This is a genomic window from Streptomyces rubrogriseus, assembly GCF_027947575.1.
In the GTDB taxonomy this organism is placed as follows: Bacteria; Actinomycetota; Actinomycetes; order Streptomycetales; family Streptomycetaceae; genus Streptomyces; species Streptomyces rubrogriseus.
In genome coordinates, this window is sequence record NZ_CP116256.1 from 6,124,714 (window position 1) to 6,146,472 (window position 21,759).

Annotated in this window: 21 protein-coding genes; 11 read left to right on the plus strand and 10 right to left on the minus strand. The window is 73.1% G+C overall.

From position 1 onward, the window contains the following. Positions 1-99: 99 nt before the first annotated feature. Positions 100-1,317 carry a damage-control phosphatase ARMT1 family protein gene (locus Sru02f_RS27665; protein WP_109029708.1) on the minus strand — a complete coding sequence of 406 codons (1,218 nt, stop codon included), beginning with the start codon at positions 1,315-1,317 and terminating at the stop codon, positions 100-102. A 406-nt stretch (positions 1,318-1,723) separates the two neighbouring features. Further along, positions 1,724-2,371 (minus strand): transcriptional regulator CprB, encoded by a 648-nt coding sequence (cprB, locus tag Sru02f_RS27670; RefSeq protein ID WP_109029709.1) that lies wholly within the window; start codon positions 2,369-2,371, stop codon positions 1,724-1,726. 355 nt (positions 2,372-2,726) lie between these two features. On the opposite strand from cprB, the gene Sru02f_RS27675 reads away from it, so the two are divergent. From Sru02f_RS27675 to Sru02f_RS27695, 5 genes are all read left to right on the plus strand, one after another. Then, a complete protein-coding gene (locus tag Sru02f_RS27675) occupies positions 2,727-3,740 on the plus strand; it encodes a substrate-binding domain-containing protein (protein ID WP_109029710.1) in 1,014 nt (337 codons plus the stop codon). A gap of 68 nt (positions 3,741-3,808) precedes the next feature. Beyond that, on the plus strand, positions 3,809-6,313 hold the full coding sequence (locus tag Sru02f_RS27680; RefSeq protein WP_373103589.1) for a sensor histidine kinase: 2,505 nt from the start codon (positions 3,809-3,811) through the stop codon (positions 6,311-6,313). A 171-nt stretch (positions 6,314-6,484) separates the two neighbouring features. Further along, positions 6,485-6,904, plus strand: a complete 420-nt coding sequence (locus tag Sru02f_RS27685) for a roadblock/LC7 domain-containing protein (protein ID WP_003972853.1) — start codon at positions 6,485-6,487, stop codon at positions 6,902-6,904. Between the two features lies 1 nt (position 6,905). Then, positions 6,906-7,265, plus strand: a complete 360-nt coding sequence (locus tag Sru02f_RS27690; RefSeq protein WP_109029712.1) for a DUF742 domain-containing protein — start codon at positions 6,906-6,908, stop codon at positions 7,263-7,265. Next, the gene (locus tag Sru02f_RS27695; protein ID WP_016327591.1) at positions 7,252-7,863 is read left to right on the plus strand and encodes a GTP-binding protein; all 612 of its coding nucleotides are present in this window, start codon (positions 7,252-7,254) and stop codon (positions 7,861-7,863) included. The genes Sru02f_RS27690 and Sru02f_RS27695 overlap by 14 nt, the downstream gene beginning before the upstream one ends. 40 nt (positions 7,864-7,903) lie before the next feature. Here Sru02f_RS27695 and Sru02f_RS27700 read toward each other — a convergent pair whose 3' ends face one another. The 8 genes from Sru02f_RS27700 to Sru02f_RS27735 form a co-directional block, all read right to left on the minus strand. Continuing rightward, on the minus strand, positions 7,904-8,866 hold the full coding sequence (locus Sru02f_RS27700; protein ID WP_109029713.1) for an ABC transporter substrate-binding protein: 963 nt from the start codon (positions 8,864-8,866) through the stop codon (positions 7,904-7,906). 73 nt (positions 8,867-8,939) lie between these two features. After that, the gene (locus Sru02f_RS27705; RefSeq protein WP_109029714.1) at positions 8,940-9,605 is read right to left on the minus strand and encodes an ABC transporter permease; all 666 of its coding nucleotides are present in this window, start codon (positions 9,603-9,605) and stop codon (positions 8,940-8,942) included. Continuing rightward, on the minus strand, positions 9,602-10,333 hold the full coding sequence (locus tag Sru02f_RS27710; protein WP_109029715.1) for an ABC transporter permease: 732 nt from the start codon (positions 10,331-10,333) through the stop codon (positions 9,602-9,604). Before Sru02f_RS27710 ends, Sru02f_RS27705 begins: the two co-directional genes overlap by 4 nt. Next, the gene (locus Sru02f_RS27715; RefSeq protein ID WP_244941743.1) at positions 10,330-11,499 is read right to left on the minus strand and encodes an ABC transporter ATP-binding protein; all 1,170 of its coding nucleotides are present in this window, start codon (positions 11,497-11,499) and stop codon (positions 10,330-10,332) included. Before Sru02f_RS27715 ends, Sru02f_RS27710 begins: the two co-directional genes overlap by 4 nt. Before the next feature lie 245 nt (positions 11,500-11,744). Then, positions 11,745-12,152 (minus strand): peptide-methionine (R)-S-oxide reductase MsrB, encoded by a 408-nt coding sequence (gene msrB, locus Sru02f_RS27720; protein ID WP_003972860.1) that lies wholly within the window; start codon positions 12,150-12,152, stop codon positions 11,745-11,747. A gap of 13 nt (positions 12,153-12,165) precedes the next feature. Next, positions 12,166-13,554 carry a UDP-N-acetylmuramate--L-alanine ligase gene (gene murC / locus Sru02f_RS27725; RefSeq protein ID WP_109029717.1) on the minus strand — a complete coding sequence of 463 codons (1,389 nt, stop codon included), beginning with the start codon at positions 13,552-13,554 and terminating at the stop codon, positions 12,166-12,168. 73 nt (positions 13,555-13,627) lie between these two features. Beyond that, the gene (locus tag Sru02f_RS27730) at positions 13,628-14,101 is read right to left on the minus strand and encodes an indole-3-glycerol phosphate synthase (RefSeq protein ID WP_174855002.1); all 474 of its coding nucleotides are present in this window, start codon (positions 14,099-14,101) and stop codon (positions 13,628-13,630) included. A 216-nt stretch (positions 14,102-14,317) separates the two neighbouring features. Further along, positions 14,318-15,115, minus strand: coding sequence for a pyrimidine reductase family protein (locus Sru02f_RS27735; RefSeq protein ID WP_109029719.1), 798 nt, complete (start codon positions 15,113-15,115; stop codon positions 14,318-14,320). Between the two features lie 347 nt (positions 15,116-15,462). Between Sru02f_RS27735 and zapE the strand changes: the two genes are divergently transcribed. From zapE to Sru02f_RS27765, 6 genes are all read left to right on the plus strand, one after another. Then, positions 15,463-16,575, plus strand: a complete 1,113-nt coding sequence (gene zapE, locus Sru02f_RS27740) for a cell division protein ZapE (protein ID WP_167469323.1) — start codon at positions 15,463-15,465, stop codon at positions 16,573-16,575. Between the two features lie 189 nt (positions 16,576-16,764). After that, positions 16,765-17,166 (plus strand): hypothetical protein, encoded by a 402-nt coding sequence (locus Sru02f_RS27745; protein WP_109029721.1) that lies wholly within the window; start codon positions 16,765-16,767, stop codon positions 17,164-17,166. A 78-nt stretch (positions 17,167-17,244) separates the two neighbouring features. Continuing rightward, positions 17,245-17,826 carry a carbonic anhydrase gene (locus Sru02f_RS27750; RefSeq protein ID WP_109029722.1) on the plus strand — a complete coding sequence of 194 codons (582 nt, stop codon included), beginning with the start codon at positions 17,245-17,247 and terminating at the stop codon, positions 17,824-17,826. Positions 17,827-17,834: 8 nt separating this feature from the next. Then, entirely contained in the window at positions 17,835-19,325 is a 1,491-nt protein-coding gene (locus tag Sru02f_RS27755) for a SulP family inorganic anion transporter (protein WP_109029723.1), read from the plus strand. A gap of 99 nt (positions 19,326-19,424) precedes the next feature. After that, entirely contained in the window at positions 19,425-20,213 is a 789-nt protein-coding gene (locus Sru02f_RS27760; RefSeq protein WP_109029724.1) for a slipin family protein, read from the plus strand. Between the two features lie 89 nt (positions 20,214-20,302). Continuing rightward, positions 20,303-21,700 (plus strand): PhoX family protein, encoded by a 1,398-nt coding sequence (locus tag Sru02f_RS27765; RefSeq protein WP_109029725.1) that lies wholly within the window; start codon positions 20,303-20,305, stop codon positions 21,698-21,700. The last annotated feature ends 59 nt before the right edge of the window (positions 21,701-21,759 follow it).

Below are 21,759 nucleotides of genomic sequence, written 5' to 3' on the forward strand. Positions count from 1 at the left end.
CGCATCCGCCGGGCCGCACATGATCACACCATCGCGTGAATCAGCCCGGAATGCGGGAACTTCTCCCGCCGTTCTCCCTCGGCTCCCCGCCGCTCCTTCTCAGCGCCTGACCTGGATCAGGGCGTGCGTGCCGCTCGTCCGCCAGCGCCGCTCGCCGCTCGCCTCCAACGCGGCCTCGGTCTTCGCGTCGAGCCCGGTGACCACGTCGGACTTCAGGGTGCGCAGCGCCGCGACCGGGCCGGGGAAGTACGCGGTGACCCGCGCGAAGGAGGTGGTCGGCGGCCACCACCGGTCGCCCACCAGGCGCCGGTAGTTCAGGTCGCCCTTGAGGACGGTGACGGTGGCCGCGGCGAAGTCCTCGCGCAGGTCGTCGGGCATGTCCGCGTACGGCAGCGGGGCGCAGGAGAAGGGGTGGGCCCTGACGGTGACGCGGCCGTCGGTCAGCGCGGTCCAGAGCCGCTCGCCGTGGGCCGCGGCCGCGCCGCCCGCCGCGACCAGCCGCCGCAGGGCGTCGAGCACGTCGGTGGGCGTGGCGTCGGAGACGTAGTACGGGTACGGCTTGACGTGCAGGACGGCCCGGTCGACGCGGCCCTCGGCGAGGAGGTGCGAGACGAGGAGCAGGTCGGGGACGAGTTCGCGGCCCGCGTTGTCGGCGACCAGGCACAGCGTGGCCGGACCCCGCCCCGTGGGGCCCGTCCCCGGGGCGGGGAGCAGGGACCAGAGGGTGTCGCTGTCGTCGGCGACGAGTGCCTCCACCGCGCCCTCGGTGCCGGCGCCCCGGTCGGAGAGGCGGAAGCCCAGGTCGGCGCGGTTGCCCCACAGCGAGCCGTGCAGCAGTGCGCGGGTCCGCTCCTCGGTGGACGACTCGTCGAGACGGTCGAGCGCGGCGAGTTCCTCGTCCGTCTCCGGCGCGTCGAGTTCGGCCAGCTTGGCGGGCCGGAACGGGTCGACGCCCTGCCAGGCGCCGGGGCCGAAGTAGCCGACGGCGTCGAGGAGCCTGCGGTAGAAGTGGCTCTCGGCCCACAGCCAGGGCACGTCGTACCAGGAGCGGCCGGCGTACGCGTCCATGCCCCACCGCGCCCAGCGGTCCCGGTCGCGGCCGGTGGGGTCGGCGTCGGCGGGCAGCGGCTCGACCACGCCGTCGGCGCAGCTCGCGAGCAACGCGTCGAGCGCGCGGAGCCGTTCGGGGCCGAAGGGGAAGGCGTCCCGCACCTGCCGCACGATGGCAGGGTGCCGCTCGGCGAGCACGCCGTGCGGGAAGGAGCCGGGCTCGTCGCCGAGGATGACGGGGGCGGTCACGGACGGGGTGTCGGGCATGCGCGTCACCGTACCGGTCGGACCGCGCGCGACCCCGGTTCCGGACGGTCGGCCCGGGCACGACCCCGTGCCGGGCGGTCGGCCCGGGCACGACCCCGTGCCGGGCGGTCGGACGCAGCGCGTCCCCATTCCGGGCGGCCGACCCGGGCACGACCCCATTCCCGCCGATCGACCAGGCACGACCCCGTGCCGGGCAGTCGAACGGAGCACGACCCCATGCCGGACGGTCGACCCGGGCACGACCCCATTCCCGCCGATCGACCGGGCACGACCCCGTGCCGGGCAGTCGAACGGAGCACGACCCCATGCCGGGCGATCGGCCCGGGCACGACCCCATTCCGGGCGGTCGGCCCGGGCGCGACCCCATTCCCGCCGGTCGGCCCGGGCGCCACCCCGTGCCGGGCGGTCAGGCCGTGCCCGTCTCCTGTTCCAGGCGGGCCGCGAGGGTGACGTAGCGGGCGCGGCGGGTCACCGGGACCATGCCCCGGATCAGGATGTACCACATCTCCGCGAGGCGGCGGGGCTCGCGCCCGGCCGGTTCGAGGGTGCCGCCCACGACGCGGGTGCCGACGACGGAGCAGACGAGGGTGTGGGCGACGGAGTCGACGTCGATGTCCCGGTGCACGTCCGACTGCCGCACCGCGTTCAGCAGCCGGGACGTGGCGATCTCCCGCCACTCGGCGAAGGGGTGCGGCAGGGGCGGCCGTACCGGTACGCCCGCGGTGGCCAGCCGCAGCCCGGCCCGCAGCACCGGCCCCTGTACGCAGAGCCGGGCCATGCCGAAAGTGAGGCGCATCAGCGCCTCCAGCGAGGAGTAGCCGCGCCCGTCCAGGTCCTTCGCCAGCCGGCGGGAGGTGCGGGACTGTATCTCCAGGATGGCGTGCGCGAGGTCTTCCTTCGCCGCGAAGTGGAAGTACAGGGCGCCCTTGGTGACCCCGGCGTGGGCGACTATCTCGCTCAGGGTCGTCGACTCGTAGCCGCGGCGGTCGAAGAGGTCGGCCGCCGCACCGATGATCGTCGCGCGGGTCTGCTCGGCGCGTAGCTGCCTCGCCATCGGCTGGACTCTCCCGGGCTGGAACTCAACAGGCCGTGCCGCCTGTCTTTACCCCCGGCACACGATAACCCACCGGCTAACTGTCCGTCAGATCAGCTTCCCGGCGCCCCGATCACCCACGGACACCGCCGGGCATACCGCGCGGCATTCCGCTTCGGCCCGCTTTCGCCACCCCCGTTCATCACGATGCGGCACCGACAACTCAGAGCAGTTCGCTGGTCACTTGACTACCAGCGGTCACACACGGTTTGCTCCGGCCAGGCGAGTTTCACCCGGTTGGCGCACTGACCCGCGGCTCCGGGCCGTCCCGCCCCGTTCCTCCTGCTCGGCCGCACAGCGAGGTGCCCCCGCCCCCATGAGTACAGCTCCCCCGCCCACCCACTCCCCCGGTCCCGCCCGCGCCGCGGTCCTCACCGCGGCCGTCTGCCTGCTGGTGGCCGGCTGCTCCGCCCTCGGCGGGGACGAGGACGGCTCGACGGCGGACGCCGCGGGCGGGTCCGGCGGCGACCGGATGAAGATCGTCATGGTCACCCACGGCGGTGAGGGCGACGCCTTCTGGGACCGGGTGCGCAAGGGCGCCGAGGCGGCGGCCGCCAAGGACGGCGTCGACCTGACCTACGCCGGGGACGCCGACACCGCCGACCAGGCCGACCTGGTGCGGGACGCCATCCGTGACAAGGCCGACGGCATCGCCGTGACCCTGGCCAAACCGCAGGCGATGAAGGCGCCGGTCGCCGAGGCGAAGGCGGCCGGGATCCCGGTGGTCGGCCTCAACTCCGGCATCGACGCCTGGCGGTCCACCGGGCTCCTGGGCTACTTCGGGCAGGACGAGAGCGTCGCGGGCCGGGCCGTCGGCGACAAGCTGGACGACCTCAGGGCGAAGCACGCCCTGTGCGTCATCCACGAGCGCGGCAACGTCGCCCTGGAGGCCCGCTGCGCCGGTGTGAAGAAGACCTTCGGCGGCGAGACCGAGATGCTCTACGTCGAGGGCACCGACATGAAGGCGGTCGGCGCGGCCGTCACGGCGCGCCTGCGGCAGGACCCCAGCATCGACGAAGTCGTCATGAACGGCGCCGCGTTCGCCCTCACCGCGGTCGAGGCGGTCGACGCGGCGGGCAGCGACGCCCACGTCGCCACCTTCGACCTCGACGACGACCTGGTGGCCGCCGTCAAACGCGGGGACGTCCAGTTCGCCGTGGACCAGCAGCCGTATCTGCAGGGTTATCTCGCGGTGGACGCGCTCTGGCTCTACCGCACCAACGGCAACGTCAGCGGGGGCGGCGTGGCCCCCGTGCTGACCGGCCCCGCGTTCGTGACCCGGACCAACGCCGACTCGGTCGCCGAGTTCGCCGCGGGCGGCACCCGGTGACCGGGCCCCGCGGCCGCCGGCACCTCCGCACCCCCGCCACCCCGCCCCACTGATCGCCTAGGACGACGATGCCTGCACGGAAGTCACGGAAGAAGGGTGCCCGGCGCCGCCTCGGCTCCATACGTCTCTCCCTGATCCTCCTGGCCCTGGTCCCCGGCGTCACCCTCGCGGCCGTGTGGGGCGTCACGACGATCCAGATGTTCTCGGAGGGCCTGCGGCTGCGCGCGCAGACGGAGCTGAGCCGCGACACCGGCGCCATGGGCACCGAGGCCGCCCTGGCCCTGCAGCGGGAGCGCAGTCTGTCGGCCGCCTGGCTGGCCGCACCGGACGGCGACCGGGAGGCACTGGACGCACAGCGGAAGAAGACGGACGAGGCGGTCGCGCAGCTGGTCGGCCAGTCCGACGCGATCGAGAGTGCTCCCGCCCGCGTCTCGGACCGGTTGTACTCGGTACTCGGCTCGGTGGGCAGCCTGGAGTACTACCGCAACCAGGTGGACGACCCCAGCGACATCACCGCCGAGCAGGCACTCGACCAGTACACCGCGATCGTCGACGACCAGATCCACGCCTTCCAGGAGCTGTCCCAGGTCGACGACGGCGACCTCACCTCGCAGGCCGGTCCGCTGGTCGCCCTCGAACACGCCGCCGAGCTGGCCTCCCAGGAGGACGCCCAGCTCACCCTGGCCTGGCCGGCCGGCCGGATGGACGAGGAGCAGTGGTCCCGGTTCGCCCAGCTGGTGCACACCCGCCGCTGGCTCGTGCAGGACCAGATCCTCCCCTCGCTGACCGGCAGCGCGAAGACCCAGACCGAGCGCATCCTCGCGAGTTCCGAGTGGAAGTCCATGCAGGACGTCGAGGACCAGGTGCTCGAGGCCCGTTCCGGGGGCGGGGACGACCGGATCGACCTGCCGGACGCACGACAGCGCTGGATCACCGCCTTCGACGAGATCCGCACCCAGTACGGTCAGCTCATCCGGCAGCAGACGGACGGGCTGCTCGACCGCAGTGCGGAGGAGGCGCGCGGGCTGCTGATCACGGCCGCCTCCCTCAGCGCGGGCGGCCTGATCGCCCTGCTGCTCTGCATCGTGATGTCCTGGCGCATCACCCGCTCGCTCTCCCGGCGGCTGCGCGGACTGCGGCTGGCCACCCTGAGCCTGGCCGAGGAACGGCTGCCCGACGTGGTGGCCCGCCTCGAGCGCGGCGAGACGGTCGACGTGGAGTCCGCGACGCCCCCGCTGGACTACGGACGGGACGAACTCGGCCAGGTCGCGCAGGCGTTCAACGCGGCGCAGCGCACCGCCGTGCACACCGCCGTCGAACTCGCCGACACCCGGCGCGGCTTCCAGAAGGTCATCCTGGGCATCGCGCGGCAGAGCCAGAACCTCGTCAACATGCAGCTCGGCAAGCTCGACGCGCTGGAGCGGGAGCACACGGACCCCGAGATCCTCAAGGGCCTGTACGAGCTGGACTCCACGGCCAGTCAGCTGCGGCGCTACGAGGAGAACCTCGTCATCATCAGCGGCGAGCAGCCCCGGCGCACCTGGCGCGAGCCCGTGTCGCTGGTCGACATCCTGCGCAGCGCCGTCGGCGAGGTCGCCGAGTACCAGCGGGTGGAGCTGCACGCCGACGAGGAGGTGGCCCTCGCCCCGCCCGCGGTGGCCGACGTGATCCACCTCCTGGCCGAGCTGATCGACAACGCGACCGCGTACTCCCCCGCGCCCAACCCGGTCGGCGTGCGGGCGGCGCTGGTGGCCAAGGGCCTGGCCGTCGAGATCGAGGACCGCGGGCTCGGCCTGTCGGAGGAGGACTACGCCTCTTTCAACGCCCAGTTGGCGGTGGCCCCGCAGTTCGACGTGGTGGCGCTCGCCGACGACCTGCGGCTCGGCATGTTCGTCGTGGCCCGCCTCGCGCACCGGCACGGCATCACCGTCACGCTGCGCCCCTCGCCGTACGGCGGGACCACGGCGATCGTGCTGATCCCGCACGACATCGTGGTGCGGGAGCCGGCCGGCGGGGCGGACGGCACCGGTGCCGCGGCGAACGGCGCGCGGGCCCCTGGGTCGCCGCGGCCACCGCGCGCGACTCGGCCGACCCGGCGGGCCCGGCCACCGGCACCGGCATCAGCACCGGCACCGGCGAGGCAGCCCCGGGCGCCGCGGCCGGACGGTCCGCCTCGGCGGGACGGTCCGCCTCGGCGGGACGGTCCGCCTCGGCGGGACGGTCCGCCACGGCCTCGGCAGCGGACGGGGACCCGGCCGGCGGCCCCCGGCCGGTGCGCCCCGTACGGTCGTCCCGGCCGGCGCCCGCGGGCCCGTCCGCAGCCGCGGCGGGTTCCCCGGCGGCTCCGGCGACTCCGCGCACGGCGCCTCCGACGGGCGCGGCGGACTGGCGCCGCTGCCCCGCCGGGTACCGCAGACCAGCCTCGCCGCCGAACTGCGCGACGAGGATCCGGGCGGCCGCCGGGACGGCTCGGACGACGCGGCCGGCGACGCCTACGCCGACTTCACGGCCGAGCGCGCCGCCTCGTCCCTCGCCGGTTTCCAGCGCGGCACGCTGCGGGCCCAGACCGATGACGACGCGGCCGAAGCAGCCGACCCGGACGAAACACACGAAGCAGCCGAAGCACACGAGGCGGACGAGGACGCCGGTCGCGCGGGCGACCGCGCCACCGAGGGGCACGCGCTGTCCTCCGCCGCCCACTCGACCCCGACCGCCGACCGCCGACCGCCCACGAAGGACACGCGATGACCCGACCCTCCCCCGCCACGCACACCGAGCTGGACCAGTTGCTCACCGGACTCGTGGAGCGGGTCGCCGACGTGAACCAGGCCGTGGTGCTCTCCGAGGACGGCCTGGTCGTCAGCAAGTCCACCGGGTTCCTGCGGGACGACGCCGAGCGGCTGGCGGCGACCGCGTCGGGCCTGATGAGCCTCAGCAAGGGCGTCAGCATGGACTTCCGGGGCGGCCCGGTGCGCCAGGCGCTCATCGAGATGGCCAACAGCTACCTGATACTCACCTCCGCGGGCCCCGGCGCGCACCTGGTCGTGCTCACCGGGCCGAACGCCGACGTCGGCGTGGTGGCGTACCAGATGAACATGCTGGTGAAGAAGATCGGCGAGCACCTGAGCGCGGCACCGCGGGCCACCGCCGGCCCCGGCGAGTGACGTGACCGGAGGCGACGCTGCGGGCCGGCTCGTACGGCCGTTCACCCTGACCGGCGGCCGGACCCGGCCCAGCCGCGCCGACTTCACCCTCATCACGACGGTGACCGCGATCGACCCGCAGCCCGCCCGGGCGGCGCGGCCACAGCCCGAGCACCTGCGGATCCTGCGGCTGTGCGCCGAGCCGATGGCCGTGGCGGAGCTCGCGGCCCGCCTCGACCTGCCGGTGAGCGTGGTCGTCATCCTGCTCTCGGACCTGCTGGAGGCCGGCCGCATCACCGCGCGGCCGCCGCACCCGGTCTCCCGCGCCACCGACGACCTGGACCTGCTGCAGAAAGTGAGGGACGGCCTTGGCCGGCTCTGAGCGCGTCGCCGAGACGCCCACGGCATCCGCACGCTCCACCGCGCCCGAGGCGGTGAAGATCCTGATCGCGGGCGGCTTCGGCGTCGGCAAGACCACCATGGTCGGGTCGGTCAGCGAGATCGCCCCGCTGCGCACCGAGGAACCGCTGACCGCGGCGGGCCTGGACGTCGACGACCTCGCCGGCATCGAGGAGAAGCGGGCCACGACGGTGGCGCTGGACTTCGGCCGGATCACCATCGGCCGGGACGTGGTGCTGTACCTGTTCGGTACGCCCGGCCAGCAGCGGTTCTGGTTCATGTGGAACGACCTGGCGATCGGGGCGCTCGGCGCGGTGGTCCTGGTCGACGTCCGCAGGCCCGAGTCGAGCTTCGCCGCGATCGACTTCTTCGAGCGGCGGGGCATTCCGTTCGTCGTCGCCGTGAACGGCTTCCACGGCCGGCACCCGTACCCGGCGGCGGAGATCCGCGAGGCCCTCGCGCTGCCGGAGCACGTGCAGGTGCTGCTGTGCGACGCGCGGGAGCGGACCTCCAGCCGGGACGTCCTCATCGCCCTGATCGACCAGCTGATCGACGCCGCGGCCGGGGCCGCGGCGTCCTAGCGGGTCGTAGCGGGCGTGACGAGGCGTCTCAGGGCGCCCGTCAGACGAGACCCGCGGACTTCAGCCACTCCTTGGCCACGTCCAGCGGGTCCTTCTTGTCCAGCTGGACCTGGGCGTCCAGGTCGAGGAGCGTCTCGGTGTCCAGCTTGGCGGAGACCGCGTTGAGCGTGGCCACGCCCTCCTCGTTCAGCCCATCCTTGGTGACCAGCGGGGTCACGTTGGCGTGGCCGAAGAGGTTCTCCGGGTCCTTCAGGACGACGAACTTCTCCTTGATGATGGTCGGGTCGGTGGTGAAGACGTCCGCCGCCTGCACGTCGTTCTTGGTCAGCGCCGACTGGGTCAGCGGGCCGCCCGCGTCGAGCGCCTTGAAGGACTTGAACTTCAGCCCGTACACCGACTCCAGGCCCTTGAGCCCCTGCTGCCGCGTCTGGAACTCGGGCGAGCCGCCGATCACCAGGTCCGGTGCGACGTCCTTGAGGTCGGCGAGGGTCGACTCGGCGGTGAGGCCGTGCTTCTTCGCGGTCTCGGCGTTGACGCTCACCGAGTCCTTGTTCTCGGCCGGTGACGACTCCAGCAGCGTCAGCTTCTTGTCGAGCTTGGCCTTCGCCGCCTCGTTCACCGCCTCGACGGACTTCTGCTGGGCCTTCGGGTCGAGGTAGGCGAGCAGCGAGCCGTTGTACTCCGGCAGCACCGTGACGGAGCCGTTCTTCATCATGCCGTAGGTCGTCTCCCGGCTGCCTATGTTGTGCTTGTAGGTGACCTTGAGGCCCTTGGCCTTGAGCGCCTCCCCGTAGATGTCGGCGAGCAGGGTGCTCTCGGCGAAGTTGTTCGAGCCGACGACGACGGTGCCGGCCTCCGCCTTGTCACCCGCGAGCGGGTTGTCGGAGGTGCCGTCGGAGTCGGAGGAACAGCCCGCGAGCAGCGCCGCCGCGGCGGTGAGCGCGACGGCCGCCGCGCCGGTGTGCCTGGTCCTGGACCTGCTGCTCTTCGCGGTGAAATTCATCCGTCGATCCAAACGATCCGCTTGCCGGTGAGTCAAGTACGGCCTGGTTACGGTTTCTCCGCGGTCCGGGCGCTCAACGCCTGCGCACCCCCGGCGAGACCGCGAACCGTCCCGCCGCCCAGAAGAGCGCGAGAGTGACCAGGGCCAGGACGGCCACCAGGGTGGCGCCGCCGACGACCTTCTCGTAGTCGCGCTGGTAGAGCCCGTCGATGATGTAGCGGCCGATGCCGCCGAGGCTGACGTAGGCGGCGATGGTCGCCGTCGACACGACCTGGATGGCGGCCGAGCGCAGCCCGCTGAGGACCAGCGGGAGGGCGACCGGGAGTTCGACCCGGAAGAGGATGGCCGACTCGTGCATGCCCATGCCCCGGGCGGCGTCCACCGGCGAGGGGTCGACGGAGCGGACCGCCTCGTAGGTGGTCACGAGGATGGGCGGGACCGCGAGCACGACGAGCGGGACCATCACGGGCAGCAGGCCGATGCCGACGACGACGGCGATCAGCACCAGCAGACCGAAGCTGGGCAGGGCGCGGGCGGCGGTGGCGACGAAGGCGACGGCGTTGCCGCCGCGTCCGGTGTGTCCGGTCAGCAGCCCGACGGGCAGCCCGACGGCGGCGGCGAGCCCGAGGGCCATCAGGGTGTACTGGACGTGTTCCAGCAGGCGCGTGGGGATGCCGTCGTAGCCGTGCCAGTGGGCGCTGTCGCTGAAGAAGGCGTTGACGAAGTCGAGGACGTTCACCGGGTCGCCGCCTCCTGCGGTTCGGGCAGCTCCTGCGGTTCGGGCCGCTCCTGCCGCACGGCGGCGTTGTCCCTGGCGCGCCGCCCCTTGCCGCGCGGCATCCACGGCGTCAGCAGGTTGCGGGCCAGGACGAGCAGCGCGTCGCACAGGACGGCCAGTACGGCGGTCGTCAGGACCGAGTTGACCGCCAGTTCGGGGCGGCCGTACTTCTGGGCGTCCGCGAGGAGGTTGCCGAGGGCACCCTGGTTGCCGATGAGGGCGCCGACGCTGACCAGGGAGATGCTCGCCGACACGGCGACCCGCAGCCCGGCGAGGATCGCGGGCACGGCGATCGGCAACTGCACCTGGACGTAGCGCCGTACGGGCCCGAAGCCCATGGCGGTGGACGCGGCCAGCGTCTCCTCGGGCACCGACCGAACGCCGTCGACGATCGCCGGGACGAGCACCACGAGGCTGTACACGGCCAGCGGGATCATCACGGTCAGTTCGGTCTGCCCGGTGTAGTCGATGAGGACCACGAAGACGGCCAGCGACGGGATGGCGTAGAAGACGGTGGTCACGCCGAGCACCGGCGGATACAGCCAGCGGAAGCGCACACAGAGCTGGGCGAGCGGCAGCGCGGCGAGCAGTCCGGCCAGGACCGGCAGCAGCGCCTCGCGCAGATGCAGGCCGATCAGGCCGAAGTAGGTGTTGTCGAGGTCGCTCGGTATGTCGAAGAAACCGTTCACGGGGCGACCTTGGTGACGTCGGCGGGCTCCTCGGCCCGCGCGTCGCCGGGGGCTCCCGCGCCGGGGTCCCCCGCGCCGTGCGCGGAGCGGATCGCCTCGCCGACGGTCTGCTGGGAGACGACGCCGGTCACCCGGCCGTCGGCGTCCACGGCGACGGCCCATCCGGTGGGCGAGAGCACGGCGCAGTCGAGGGCGGCCCGCAGCGAGTCGGTGCCGGGCACGAACGGCCGCCCGTGGGACAGCAGTCGCCCGGCCGCGAGGTCCCCGGCCGTCAGGTCGCCCGGCTCGGCCCAGCCCAGCGGCCGGTCGTCCGCGTCGGTCACCAGCAGGTGGGGGGCGCCCCCGGCGGCGGCGAGCTGTTCGGCGGTCGCGTCGGCGCGCACGACCGGGCCGCTGGTCAGCTCCAGGCCGGCGGACGGGAAGAAGGAGAGCCGCCGGATGCCGCGGTCGGCGCCGAGGAAGTCCTCGACGAAGTCGTCCGCGGGGTCGGACAGCAGCTCGGCGGGCGGTGCGAACTGGGCCAGCCGGCCGCCGGTGCGCATCACCGCGACCATGGTGCCCAGTTTGATGGCCTCGTCGATGTCGTGGGTGACGAAGACGATGGTCTTGCCCAGTTCGTCCTGGATGCGCAGGAGTTCGTCCTGGAGTCCCTTGCGGACCACGGGGTCGACGGCGGAGAACGGCTCGTCCATGAGCAGCACGGGCGGATCGGCGGCGAGTGCCCGGGCCACGCCGACGCGCTGCTGCTGACCGCCGGAGAGCTGGTACGGGTACCGCTTGGCGAGGGAGGCGTCGAGGCCCACCCGTTCCATCAGCTCCGCGGCCCGTTCGCGGGACTTCTGCCTGCCCCAGCCGATCATGCGGGGGACGGTGGCGATGTTGTCGAGGATCGTGCGGTGCTGGAAGAGCCCGGCGTTCTGGATGACGTATCCCATGGACCGGCGCAGTGTGGTGACGGGCTGCTGCTGGAGGTCCTCGCCGTCGAGCAGGATCGTGCCCTCGGTGGGCTCGACCATTCTGTTGATCATCCGCAGGGTCGTGGTCTTGCCGCAGCCCGAGGGCCCGACGAGGACCGTGATCGAGCGGTCGGGTATCTCCAGCGACAGCCGGTCGACCGCCACGGTGCCGTCCGGGTACCGCTTGGTGACTGAGTCCATCCGTATCAAAACGCCGAATACCCTTCGGGTCTGGCAGAAGCTGCCCGCTCCGGCCGCGGTCGGTGGGGCCGTCGCCGGTCGAGTGTAGACGGCTGGTCCGCGGGGCCCCCGTTGCTCCGGGGCGACTCCTTCCCGCTGCTCGGGCGTTCACACTCGGGCGTTCACACCGGAAACCCGCCCGACCGACCGACGGCGGCCGGGAGCGACGGTGTCCACCGTGCCGCTCCCGGCCGCCGTTCGGTTCACCGGCCGGTTCAGCCCGCCTTCGGCTCCAGCCGCAGCGAGATGCTGTTGATGCAGTACCGCTGGTCGGTCGGGGTCGGGTAGCCCTCGCCCTTGAAGACGTGACCGAGGTGGGAACCGCAGCGGGCGCAGCGCACCTCGGTGCGGACCATCCCGTGGGAGCGGTCCTCGATCAGCTCGACCGCGTCGGTGTCCCTCGGGTCGTAGAAGGACGGCCAGCCGCAGTGCGACTCGAACTTGGTCGTGGAGGTGAACAGCTCCGCACCGCAGGCGCGGCAGGAGTAGACGCCCTCGGTCTTGGTGTCGGTGTACTCACCGGTGAAGGCCGGCTCGGTGGCGGCCTCGCGCAGCACGGCGTACTCGGCCGGGGCCAGCTCGGCCCGCCACTGCTCGTCCGGCTTCTCGACGTCGTACGACATGAGTCTCAGCCCCTTACTTCGACAGCTCGTCCAGGATGCGCGGTCCGAGGTCCGTCACGTCGCCCGCGCCCATGGTGAGAACGAGATCACCGGCCTTCGCCATTCCCGCGACCAGTGCGGGCGAGGCGTCCTTGTCGTGGACCGGTGTGACGTCGGCGCCGGCGGCGCGGGCGGCCTCGACGATCAGCTCGCTGGTGATGCCCGGGATCGGGTCCTCGCGGGCCGGGTAGATGTCGAGGACGACCGAGGCGTCCGCGAGGGCCAGCGCCTGGCCCATCTCCTTGCCCAGCTCCTGGGTGCGGGAGAAGAGGTGCGGCTGGAAGAGGACCAGGATGCGGGCGTCGCCCACCGCGGCGCGCATGGCCTCCAGGTCGGCGGTCATCTCGGTGGGGTGGTGCGCGTAGGAGTCGACGACCTGGACGCCGGCCGCCTCGCCCTTGAGCTGGAGGCGCCGCTTGACGCCCGTGTAGGCGGCCAGCGCGGGGGCCAGCGCGGCGGCGGGGACGCCGAGGGCGGCGCCCGCGGCGAGGGCGGCGACGGCGTTGTGGGCGTAGTGGCGGCCGGGGACGGAGACGGCGAAGGTCAGCTCGGCGCCGTCCAGGACGACGGTGACCTCGCTCTTGAGGCCCTGCGGGACGACGGACAGGATGCGCACGTCGGCGTCCTCGGACTCTCCGTACGTCACCGTCCGCACCCGGCCGGCCAGCCGTCGGGTCAGCTCCCGGGCGCCCTCGTGGTCGGCCGCGATCACCAGGGTGCCGCCGGGGACGATCTTGCCGGCGAAGGTCTCGAAGGACTCGTAGATCTCGTCCATCGAGGCGTAGTTGGCGTGGTGGTCCAGCTCGACGTTGAGGACGATGGCGACCTCGGGGGCGTACTTGTGGAAGCTGCGGTCGCTTTCGTCCGCCTCGGCGACGAAGATCTCGCCTTCGCCGTGCAGGGCGTTGGAGCCGGGGGCGTCCAGGTCGCCGCCGATCGCGTACGACGGGCCCAGGTCCAGCTCGGACAGGGAGACCGCCAGCATCGAGGTGGTGGTGGTCTTGCCGTGCGTGCCGGCGACCGCGATGGGGCGCAGGCCGTCCATCAGGGCGGCCAGGGCGTCGGAGCGGTGCACGACCGGGATGCCCAGCTCGGCGGCGCGGACCAGCTCCGGGTTGTCCTCGCGGATGGCCGAGGACACGACCACGCAGCTCGCATCGTCGGCGAGGTGCTCCGCCGCGTGCCCGATGTGCACGGTGGCGCCCAGCGCGCGCAGCGCGTCGGCGGTCGCGGACTCCTTGGCGTCGCTGCCCGCCACGGCGGCGCCGCGCTGGGCGAGGATCTTGGCGATGCCCGACATCCCGGCGCCGCCGATGCCGATGAAGTGCGGTCGGTCCATGGCGGTGGGAAGGCCGGGTGCCATGCGCTGTTCTCCCAGAGTGGTCCGTTGGTGATCCGTTGAGGCCGCGCCCCCTCGGCGGGGGCGCGGCACCAGCCTATGCCTTGCTGTGGGAGAAGAGTTTCAGGACCGGTACGCCGACCTTGTGCCGGGCCCGGGAGGCCCAGTCCCGGTGGAAGAACTCCTCCACGTAGTGGGGGTCGGTCAGGACGATCACCTCGTCGGCCCCGATCTCCATGACCAGGGCCTTCAGCTCGTCCAGCGGGTGGTCTTCGATCAGTCGCCCGTCGGCCTGCGCACCCGAGGCGCGCAGGGCGGTCAGGGACACCTCCAGGGCCCGCTCCCCGACGCCCTGCGCCTCCCGGCCCTCCGGGGTCTCCCCCTCGCGTACGGCGTCGTCCAGCTCGCCGAGCGCGACGTCGTCGATGGCGCGCAGCAGGCGGTCCGCCTGATCGCCGCGCGGCTGGAGCAGCACGTGGAAGCCGACCTGCTCGTCCCCGTGCAAGGTGGTGACGAACTCCACGTCGGCGGACGTCAGGGCCTTCTCGATCATCAAAACGCTTGTGAACACCAGGCGCCCCTTCTCCTTCGAGGGCCCGTGGGCCCACCCTCCGTAGGCCGTACCAGACCCTGCGGAAACCATCCTGCCCCGTGATCGCACGGGTACTGCCGGAATCAGTGTGCCCGGCGCGGACTAAACGGAACGGAAGATTCCGCCGATTCCCGGATGTGCGGTAACGACCGAACCCGTGTCCGGTCGCCGCCGTCCGTCCGGGCCGGAACGTGTCTAGTCGCGCCGGTACCGGCTGAAGAGGAAACCTTCCTCCTCCAGGAGGGACGCCAGTGCGAATCGCCGCGGCATCCCGACGGCCGGTCCGCCCGCGATCCGCTGCGCGTCCCCCGCGGTCAGCATCGGGGCGACGGTCAGGCACAGCTCGTCGAGCACACCGGCGGCGACGAACTGCCCCAGCAGCCGCGGACCGCCCTCGGTCAGCAGCCGGGTGTGCCCCAGCTCCGCGAGCGCCTCGAGCGCACGGGCCGGGTCCACGCCGACGCCGTCCCCCGCGATCACCACCCGGGCCCCGGCCCGCTCCGCGGCGGCGATCCGGTCGGGGGCCGCGGCGGCGCCGGTCAGGACCAGCGTGGGCACGACCGGGGAGGTGAACAGCGGCAGGGAGAAGTCCAGCTCCAGGCTCGCGCTGACCACCGCGATCACCGGCACGGGCGCCTGACCGGCCGCCCGCCGCGCCTCCGCGAAATCCGCCCGCGCGCGACCCGGGCGGTACCCCTCCTGCCGTACGGTCTCGGCGCCGGCGATCACCACGTCCGCCAGCGCCCGCAGGGTGCCGAAGACCCGCATGTCGGCCGCGCCGGAGATGGGCTGGGAGCGGCCGTCGTGCTGGGCGGCGCCGTCGAGGGTGGAGACCATGTTGGCCCGCAGCCACGTCCGCCGGTGCCCGTCCGGCTCGGGGTACGCGTAGGCGGCCGCCAGCTCGGCCAGGCTCCACTCCCGGTCGGTCTCGGAGCCGCCGCCCGGGCCGGCGGTCGGATCGGTCAGGGGGGACACGGGGAACAGGCGTCGCATGGGGTGCAGTGTTCCACGCACCCGCCACCCCAACCGTGCAGGCCGGAGGCCCTGCCCCCGCGCACCGCGCCCACGATGCCGAGCCCGTGCCGGGCCACGCGCGGGCGGCCGGGTTTCCACCCCCGGGCCGGGCGCACGACCGCAGCACCCCGCCGTACGGGCGCCCGGCACTCCGCCGTACGGGCGCCCGGCACCGCACCGGCACCCGGCACCGCACCCGCCCGCCTCGCCGCACCCCGCTCGCGCCACGCCCCGCCCCGCTCGCGCCGCCGGGTGGCTACGCCCCGCTCGTCCCGCCCGCCGGCCGACGCCGGGGGCCCTCCGCGCAGGCCCTACCATTGAGTACCGTGTCGTCCTCCTCTCCCACCTCCGTCCCCGCCCCGATAACCGGGACGGCTCCGGCCACGGTCTCCCTGTGCGCCCGCGAGCCCCGAGTCCCCGCGGACCGCCTGGTCGCCGAGATGGTGCCCCCGCCCCGTTTCGACTCCGTCCGCTTCGGCACGTACCTCCCGGACCCGAACCAGCCCAGCCAGAGCGAGGCCGTCCGGGTCCTCGAGGACTTCGCGGGCGGACTGGGCGAGGCGCCCGGCACGGGAGGCGGCAGGCGCGGCTTCTTCGGGCTGGGCCGCGGCAGGGCGCCGAAGACCCCGGCCGGACCCCGCGGCGTGTACCTCGACGGCGGTTACGGCGTCGGCAAGACCCACCTGCTGGCCTCCCTGTGGCACGCCACCCCCGCCGAGCCCTCCCGCAAGGCCTTCGGCACCTTCGTCGAGCTGACCAACCTCGTCGGCGCCCTCGGTTTCCAGCAGACCGTGCAGACCCTGTCCGGGCACCGTCTGCTGTGCATCGACGAGTTCGAGCTGGACGACCCGGGCGACACCGTCCTGGTCTCCAGCCTGCTCGCCCGGCTCGTGGAGGCCGGCGTGGCGCTCGCCGCCACCTCCAACACGCTGCCGGGCAAGCTCGGCGAGGGCCGGTTCGCGGCGGCCGACTTCCTGCGCGAGATCCAGGGACTGTCCGCCCACTTCCGCGCCCTGCGCATCGACGGCGAGGACTACCGCCACCGCGGTCTGCCCGAGGCCCCGGCGCCGTACTCCGACGAGCAGGTGACCTTGGCGGCACGGGCCACCGAGGGTGCCTCCCTGGACGACTTCGCCGCCCTCCTCGACCACCTCGCCCGCGTCCACCCCAGCCGCTACGGCGCCCTGACCGACGGCCTGACGGCGGTGTGCCTCACCGGGGTGCGCCCGGTGCCGGACCAGTCGACGGCGCTGCGGCTCGTGGTGCTCGCGGACCGGCTCTACGACCGCGAGGTGCCCGTCCTGGCCTCCGGGCTGCCCTTCGACCGGCTGTTCGGCGAGGAGATGCTGAAGGGCGGGTACCGCAAGAAGTACTTCCGGGCGATCTCCCGGCTCACCGCGCTGGCCCGGGACGCGGCGCGGCTGGTGGACACGCCCTGAGGAACGGTCGGTTCCCGCCAACCCAGCCGCCATTTTGAGGCTCTCTCCGGCACGTAACGCCCCGTTAACCCTGCAAAGCTCTTTGCAGGGTTAACGTGTTTCTTGACCACGCGTTGACCATGCTTTTGCCGGGCGTTGACCTGCCCCTCGGCATGTGCCGGCGGCAGGAACTGCCTGGGAGGGGGCCACGTGCACCGACGTACGGCGGCCCGCACCGTGGTCGCGGTCCTCGCCCCAGTCCTGTTCGCGCTCCAGTTCTTCGCTCCCTCCGGCTCCTTCGCATCCGCGTACACAAACGGTGACGCCGTGGCCCACGCCCGTCCCGGAACCATCCCCTCCGGCACGGTGCCGCACGACGAGACCGTCACCTGCCGCGAGGGCGGCCGCCCGGGGGAGCCGACCACCGCGCCGCGCGTCCGCGACCGCCACCGCACCACCGCCGCGCCGCAGTCCAGCACCCCTCGGCACCCACTGGCGCGGCAGTCCGCCCCGCAGGCGCCCGGCTCCGTCACCTCCGGCCGTGCCGCCGAGCACCCGCCCAGACCCGCGGCGGACCACACCCCCGCGGCACTCCAGGTCTTCCGCTGCTGACGGACCACCGGCACATCCCCCACCTCTGTCCCACCCGTCCGACGCGCCCCCACGGCGCGCCAGGAGGAAAACCGCATCATGCAACCCCTCATCGACAACGCCCGCACGTTCGGACAGCGCCCTGAGGAGTTCACCGGGCACGCCGAAGGCCAGTCGCCCGAAGTCCTGTTCATCACCTGCTCCGACTCCCGGGTCGTGCCCGCCCTGATCACCGGCGCCCGGCCCGGCCAGCTCTTCGAACTGCGCACCGCGGGCAACATCGTCCCGCCCTACGGAACCGGGCACCCCTCCGCCGAGGCGGCCACCGTCGAGTACGCGGTCCAGGTCCTCGGCGTCGGCGACATCGTGGTCTGCGGCCACTCGCACTGCGGCGCCGTCGGCGCGCTGGTGCGCGGCGACGACCTGACCGCCGTGCCCGCCGTGCGCGACTGGCTGGCGCACGCGGCGGACGACCCGGAGCCCTGCGATCCCGCCGATCCGACGGTCGCCGGGGCCGTGCAGCACCACGTACTGGCGCAACTGCTGCGCCTGCGCTCCTACCCCTGCGTCGAGCGGCGGCTGGCGGACGGCCGGCTGCGGCTGCACGGCTGGTACTACGAGGTCCACACCGGGCTCGTGCGCGCGCACCGCGCGGACACCGACGCGTTCGAGACCCTGTGAGCGCCGGCATGTCCCTCATAGCCGGTCAGAACCGGAGGTTCCCGCACTGGCGGCAGGACCTCACCGCGTCCCTCGTCGTGTTCCTGGTCGCGCTCCCGCTGTGCGTGGGCGTGGCCGTCGCCTCCGGCGTCCCGGCCGAACTCGGCCTGGTCACCGGCATCGTGGGCGGTCTGGTCACCGGGTTCCTGCCGGGCAGCAGCCTCCAGGTCTCCGGCCCGGCCGCCGGGCTGACCGTGCTGGTCTTCGGCGCGGTCGACCAGTACGGACTGCCCGCGCTCGGCGTGATCGTGCTCGCCACCGGGATCGTCCAGCTCGTGATGGGCGCCCTGAAGCTGGGGCGCTGGTTCCGGGCGATCTCCCTGTCGGTCGTCGAGGGCATGCTGGCCGGCATCGGCCTGGTGCTCATCGCCGGTCAGCTCTACTCGGCCGCCGGTCTCGAGGCGCCCGCCTCCGGCATCGACAAGCTCACCGGGCTGCCCGGGGCCGCCGCCGACGCGCTGGGCAGCACCGGGGCGCTGACCTCGCTCGCCCTGGGCGCGGGCACCGTCGCGGTGATGGTGCTGTGGAAGCGGCTGCCGAAGCGGGCGCGGACCGTGCCGGGGGCGCTGGCCGCGGTCGGTCTGGCCACCGCGGTCACGGCGGCGTTCGGACTGTCGGTCGCGACCGTCGAGGTGAGCGGCCTGCTGGACGTGATCCAGCCGCCCGGCGCCGACGCGTTCGGCGAGCTGGCGAGCGTGGGCCTGCTCGGCACGATCGTGGCCTTCACGCTGATCGCCTCGGCGGAGAGCCTGTTCAGCGCCGCGGCGGTGGACCGGCTGCACGACGGGCCGCGCACCCAGTACGACAAGGAGCTGATGGCGCAGGGCGCGGGCAACACCGTGTGCGGCGTGCTCGGCGCGCTGCCGATGACCGCGGTCATCGTGCGCAGTTCCGCCAACGTCGCCGCGGGCGCCCGCACCAAGGCGTCCCGGGTGCTGCACGGCGTGTGGCTGCTGCTGTTCACGGCGCTGCTGCCGTCCGTGCTGGGCCTGATCCCGCTGCCCGCGCTGGCGGGCATCCTGGTGCACGCGGGCTGGAAGCTGATCCCGTTCCGCAGCATCCTGCCGCTGTGGCGCGACCACCGGGGCGAGGCGCTGATCCTGGTGGTCACGGCCGTCTCGATCGTCGCGGTCAACATGTTCGAGGGCGTGCTGATCGGTCTGGCCCTGTCCGTGGTCAAGACCGCCTGGGAGGCCTCGCACCTCGGGCTGGAGATCGTCGACAAGGGCGCGGGACCCGTCCAGGCCCACCTGAGCGGCAACGCGACCTTCCTGCGGCTCCCGAAGATCCTGGAGTCCCTGGAGGCGCTGCCGCAGGACCGCCCGGTCGAGCTGGACCTGTCCGGGCTGCACCACCTGGACCACGCCTGCCGCACGGCCCTGGAGAACTGGGCCGAACGGCACAGCGCCGCCGGCACGGATCCGGTGAAGGTCACGGAGCCGGAGCGGGCGGGGGTGTAGCGGGGGTCCGCCGCCGGGTTCCGGGCATGGCACCCGGCCCGGCGGCGGGCCTATCGTGACAGTAAGGGTGAAAACCGTCCTCCGAGCGAGGAGGTCGTCATGGTCCAGGAGCTTCTGACCGCGGCCGCCGCCGTCGGCAGCGCGGGCGTCCTGTACGTCGCCTCGGCAGCACGGGTCGTCAAGCAGTACGAACGCGGGGTGGTCTTCCGGCTCGGACGGCTCGCGGGGCAGGCGCGCGGTCCCGGGTTCACCATGATCGTGCCGTTCGTGGACCGGCTGCACAAGGTGAACATGCAGATCATCACGCTGCCCGTGCCCGCCCAGGAGGGCATCACCCGGGACAACGTCACCGTACGGGTGGACGCGGTCGTGTACTTCAAGGTGGTCGACGCGGCCAACGCGCTGGTCCGGGTCGAGGACTACCGGTTCGCCGTCTCGCAGATGGCCCAGACCTCGCTGCGCTCCATCATCGGCAAGAGCGACCTGGACGATCTGCTGTCCGACCGGGAGAAGCTGAACCAGGGTCTCGAGCTGATGATCGACAGCCCGGCGGTCGGCTGGGGCGTGCAGATCGACCGGGTCGAGATCAAGGACGTGTCCCTGCCGGACACCATGAAGCGCTCGATGGCCCGCCAGGCCGAGGCGGACCGGGAGCGACGTGCCCGGGTGATCAACGCGGACGCCGAGCTGCAGGCCTCGAAGGTGCTCGCGGAGGCGGCCCGGGAGATGTCCGAGACGCCCGCGGCGCTGCAACTGCGGTTGCTCCAGACGGTCGTGGCGGTGGCCGCCGAGAAGAACTCCACCCTGGTGCTGCCCTTCCCCGTGGAGCTGCTGCGGTTCCTGGAGAAGGCGCAGGAGCACCCGGTCGATCACCCGGTGGAGCGGTGACACGAGCCACACGCGTGGTTCCCGGGGCTCCTGGCAGGTGATAGACACAGCGGGGTCACAGTCCTGTCCGCCAGCAGGAAGGTTTCCCCATGTCCACGTCCCGCAACGCGGCGACCCGCCGCCAGGTGCTCGCGCGTACCGGAGCCCTGGGCGCAGGCATCGCCTTCACCGGCGCCCTCTCCGAACTCTTCGCCGGCACCGCCGCCGCCCAGTCCCTCGGCCACACCGGCTACGGCCCCCTGGTCCCCGACCCCGACGGACTGCTGGACCTGCCCAAGGGCTTCCGCTACCGGGTGCTGTCCCGCGAGGGCGACCGGCTGCGCTCCGGCGAGGGTCCGGTGCCCTCCAACCACGACGGCATGTCCGCCTTCCCGGGGCGTTCCTCCGGCAGGCACGGCCGCACCACCCACCTCGTCCGCAACCACGAGAACCGCGAGGACGGCCGCGTCCCCGTCCCGACGGTCGAGGGCCTCACCTACGACCCGCAGGGCAAGGGCGGCTGTACGGCGCTGACGCTGGACTCCCGCAACCACGTCCTGTCCGAGCGGGTCGCGATCGCCGGTACGGCCGTCAACTGCGCGGGCGGTCCCACTCCCTGGCACACCTGGCTGACCTGCGAGGAGACCGAGGACCGGGCCGGGACCAACGGCTACACCAAGGACCACGGCTTCATCTTCGAGGTCGACCCGGTCGACCCGCACCGCACCGGGGCGGTGCCGCTGACCGCGATGGGCCGCTTCCAGCACGAGGCGATCGCCGTGGACCCGCGGCGCGGTGTCGTGTACGAGACGGAGGACGCCTTCGAGCGGCCGTTCGGCCTGTTCTACCGGTTCCTGCCGGAGAAGCCGCTGGGCGGCCTGGGCTCGCTGCGGGCGGGCGGCCGACTCCAGGCGATGCGCGTGCCCGGCGTGCCCGACCTGTCCTCGATCCAGGAGACGGGCGCGACCTTCGACCGCGTCGAGTGGGTGGACGTGCCCGACCCGCTGGCGGACGGTACGCCGATCCGCTTCCAGGACTTCGGCCGGGGCGGCATCACCCACGCGCAGAAGCTGGAGGGCTGCTACTGGGGCGGGCGGAGCGTGTACTTCGTGTCGTCCTTCGCCCACAGCGACGAGGGCTCGGCGGCCGACCACTACGGCCAGATCTGGCGCTACGACCCCGAGCGGCGCCGCCTCACCCTGGTGATCGTCTTCGGCCCGGACACCGACGTGCAGCTGCCGGGCGAGTCCCCGGACAACATCTGCCTGGCGCCCAACGGCGGCCTGATGGTCTGCGAGGACGGCAACGGCGCCCAGCACGTCTTCGGCGTGACCCGGCGCGGCGAGGTGTACGCGATGGCCCGCGGCGCCCAGAACATCGGTACGGAGGAGGAGCCGGAGTGGGGCGAGTTCGCCGGCGTCACCTTCTCCCCGGACGGCGACACGATGTACGTCAACTGCTACACGCCGGGCACCACCTTCGCGGTGACCGGGCCCTGGCGCAGGTAGCGGCCCGGGGACGCGGGCGGGGCGCGCCGTCCGGTCACTGAAGCCGCGACCATGGGGTA

Coding starts and splice junctions, on each gene's coding strand:
- murC (WP_109029717.1), bottom strand. CDS start 13,554: ATGGCACCCGGCCTTCCCACCGCCATGGACCGACCGCACTTCATCGGC.
- Sru02f_RS27755 (WP_109029723.1), top strand. CDS start 17,835: ATGTCCCTCATAGCCGGTCAGAACCGGAGGTTCCCGCACTGGCGGCAG.
- Sru02f_RS27765 (WP_109029725.1), top strand. CDS start 20,303: ATGTCCACGTCCCGCAACGCGGCGACCCGCCGCCAGGTGCTCGCGCGT.
- Sru02f_RS27685 (WP_003972853.1), top strand. CDS start 6,485: ATGACCCGACCCTCCCCCGCCACGCACACCGAGCTGGACCAGTTGCTC.
- Sru02f_RS27675 (WP_109029710.1), top strand. CDS start 2,727: ATGAGTACAGCTCCCCCGCCCACCCACTCCCCCGGTCCCGCCCGCGCC.
- Sru02f_RS27665 (WP_109029708.1), bottom strand. CDS start 1,317: ATGCCCGACACCCCGTCCGTGACCGCCCCCGTCATCCTCGGCGACGAG.
- msrB (WP_003972860.1), bottom strand. CDS start 12,152: ATGTCGTACGACGTCGAGAAGCCGGACGAGCAGTGGCGGGCCGAGCTG.
- Sru02f_RS27735 (WP_109029719.1), bottom strand. CDS start 15,115: ATGCGACGCCTGTTCCCCGTGTCCCCCCTGACCGATCCGACCGCCGGC.
- Sru02f_RS27680 (WP_373103589.1), top strand. CDS start 3,809: ATGCCTGCACGGAAGTCACGGAAGAAGGGTGCCCGGCGCCGCCTCGGC.
- Sru02f_RS27750 (WP_109029722.1), top strand. CDS start 17,245: ATGCAACCCCTCATCGACAACGCCCGCACGTTCGGACAGCGCCCTGAG.
- cprB (WP_109029709.1), bottom strand. CDS start 2,371: ATGGCGAGGCAGCTACGCGCCGAGCAGACCCGCGCGACGATCATCGGT.
- Sru02f_RS27700 (WP_109029713.1), bottom strand. CDS start 8,866: ATGAATTTCACCGCGAAGAGCAGCAGGTCCAGGACCAGGCACACCGGC.
- Sru02f_RS27760 (WP_109029724.1), top strand. CDS start 19,425: ATGGTCCAGGAGCTTCTGACCGCGGCCGCCGCCGTCGGCAGCGCGGGC.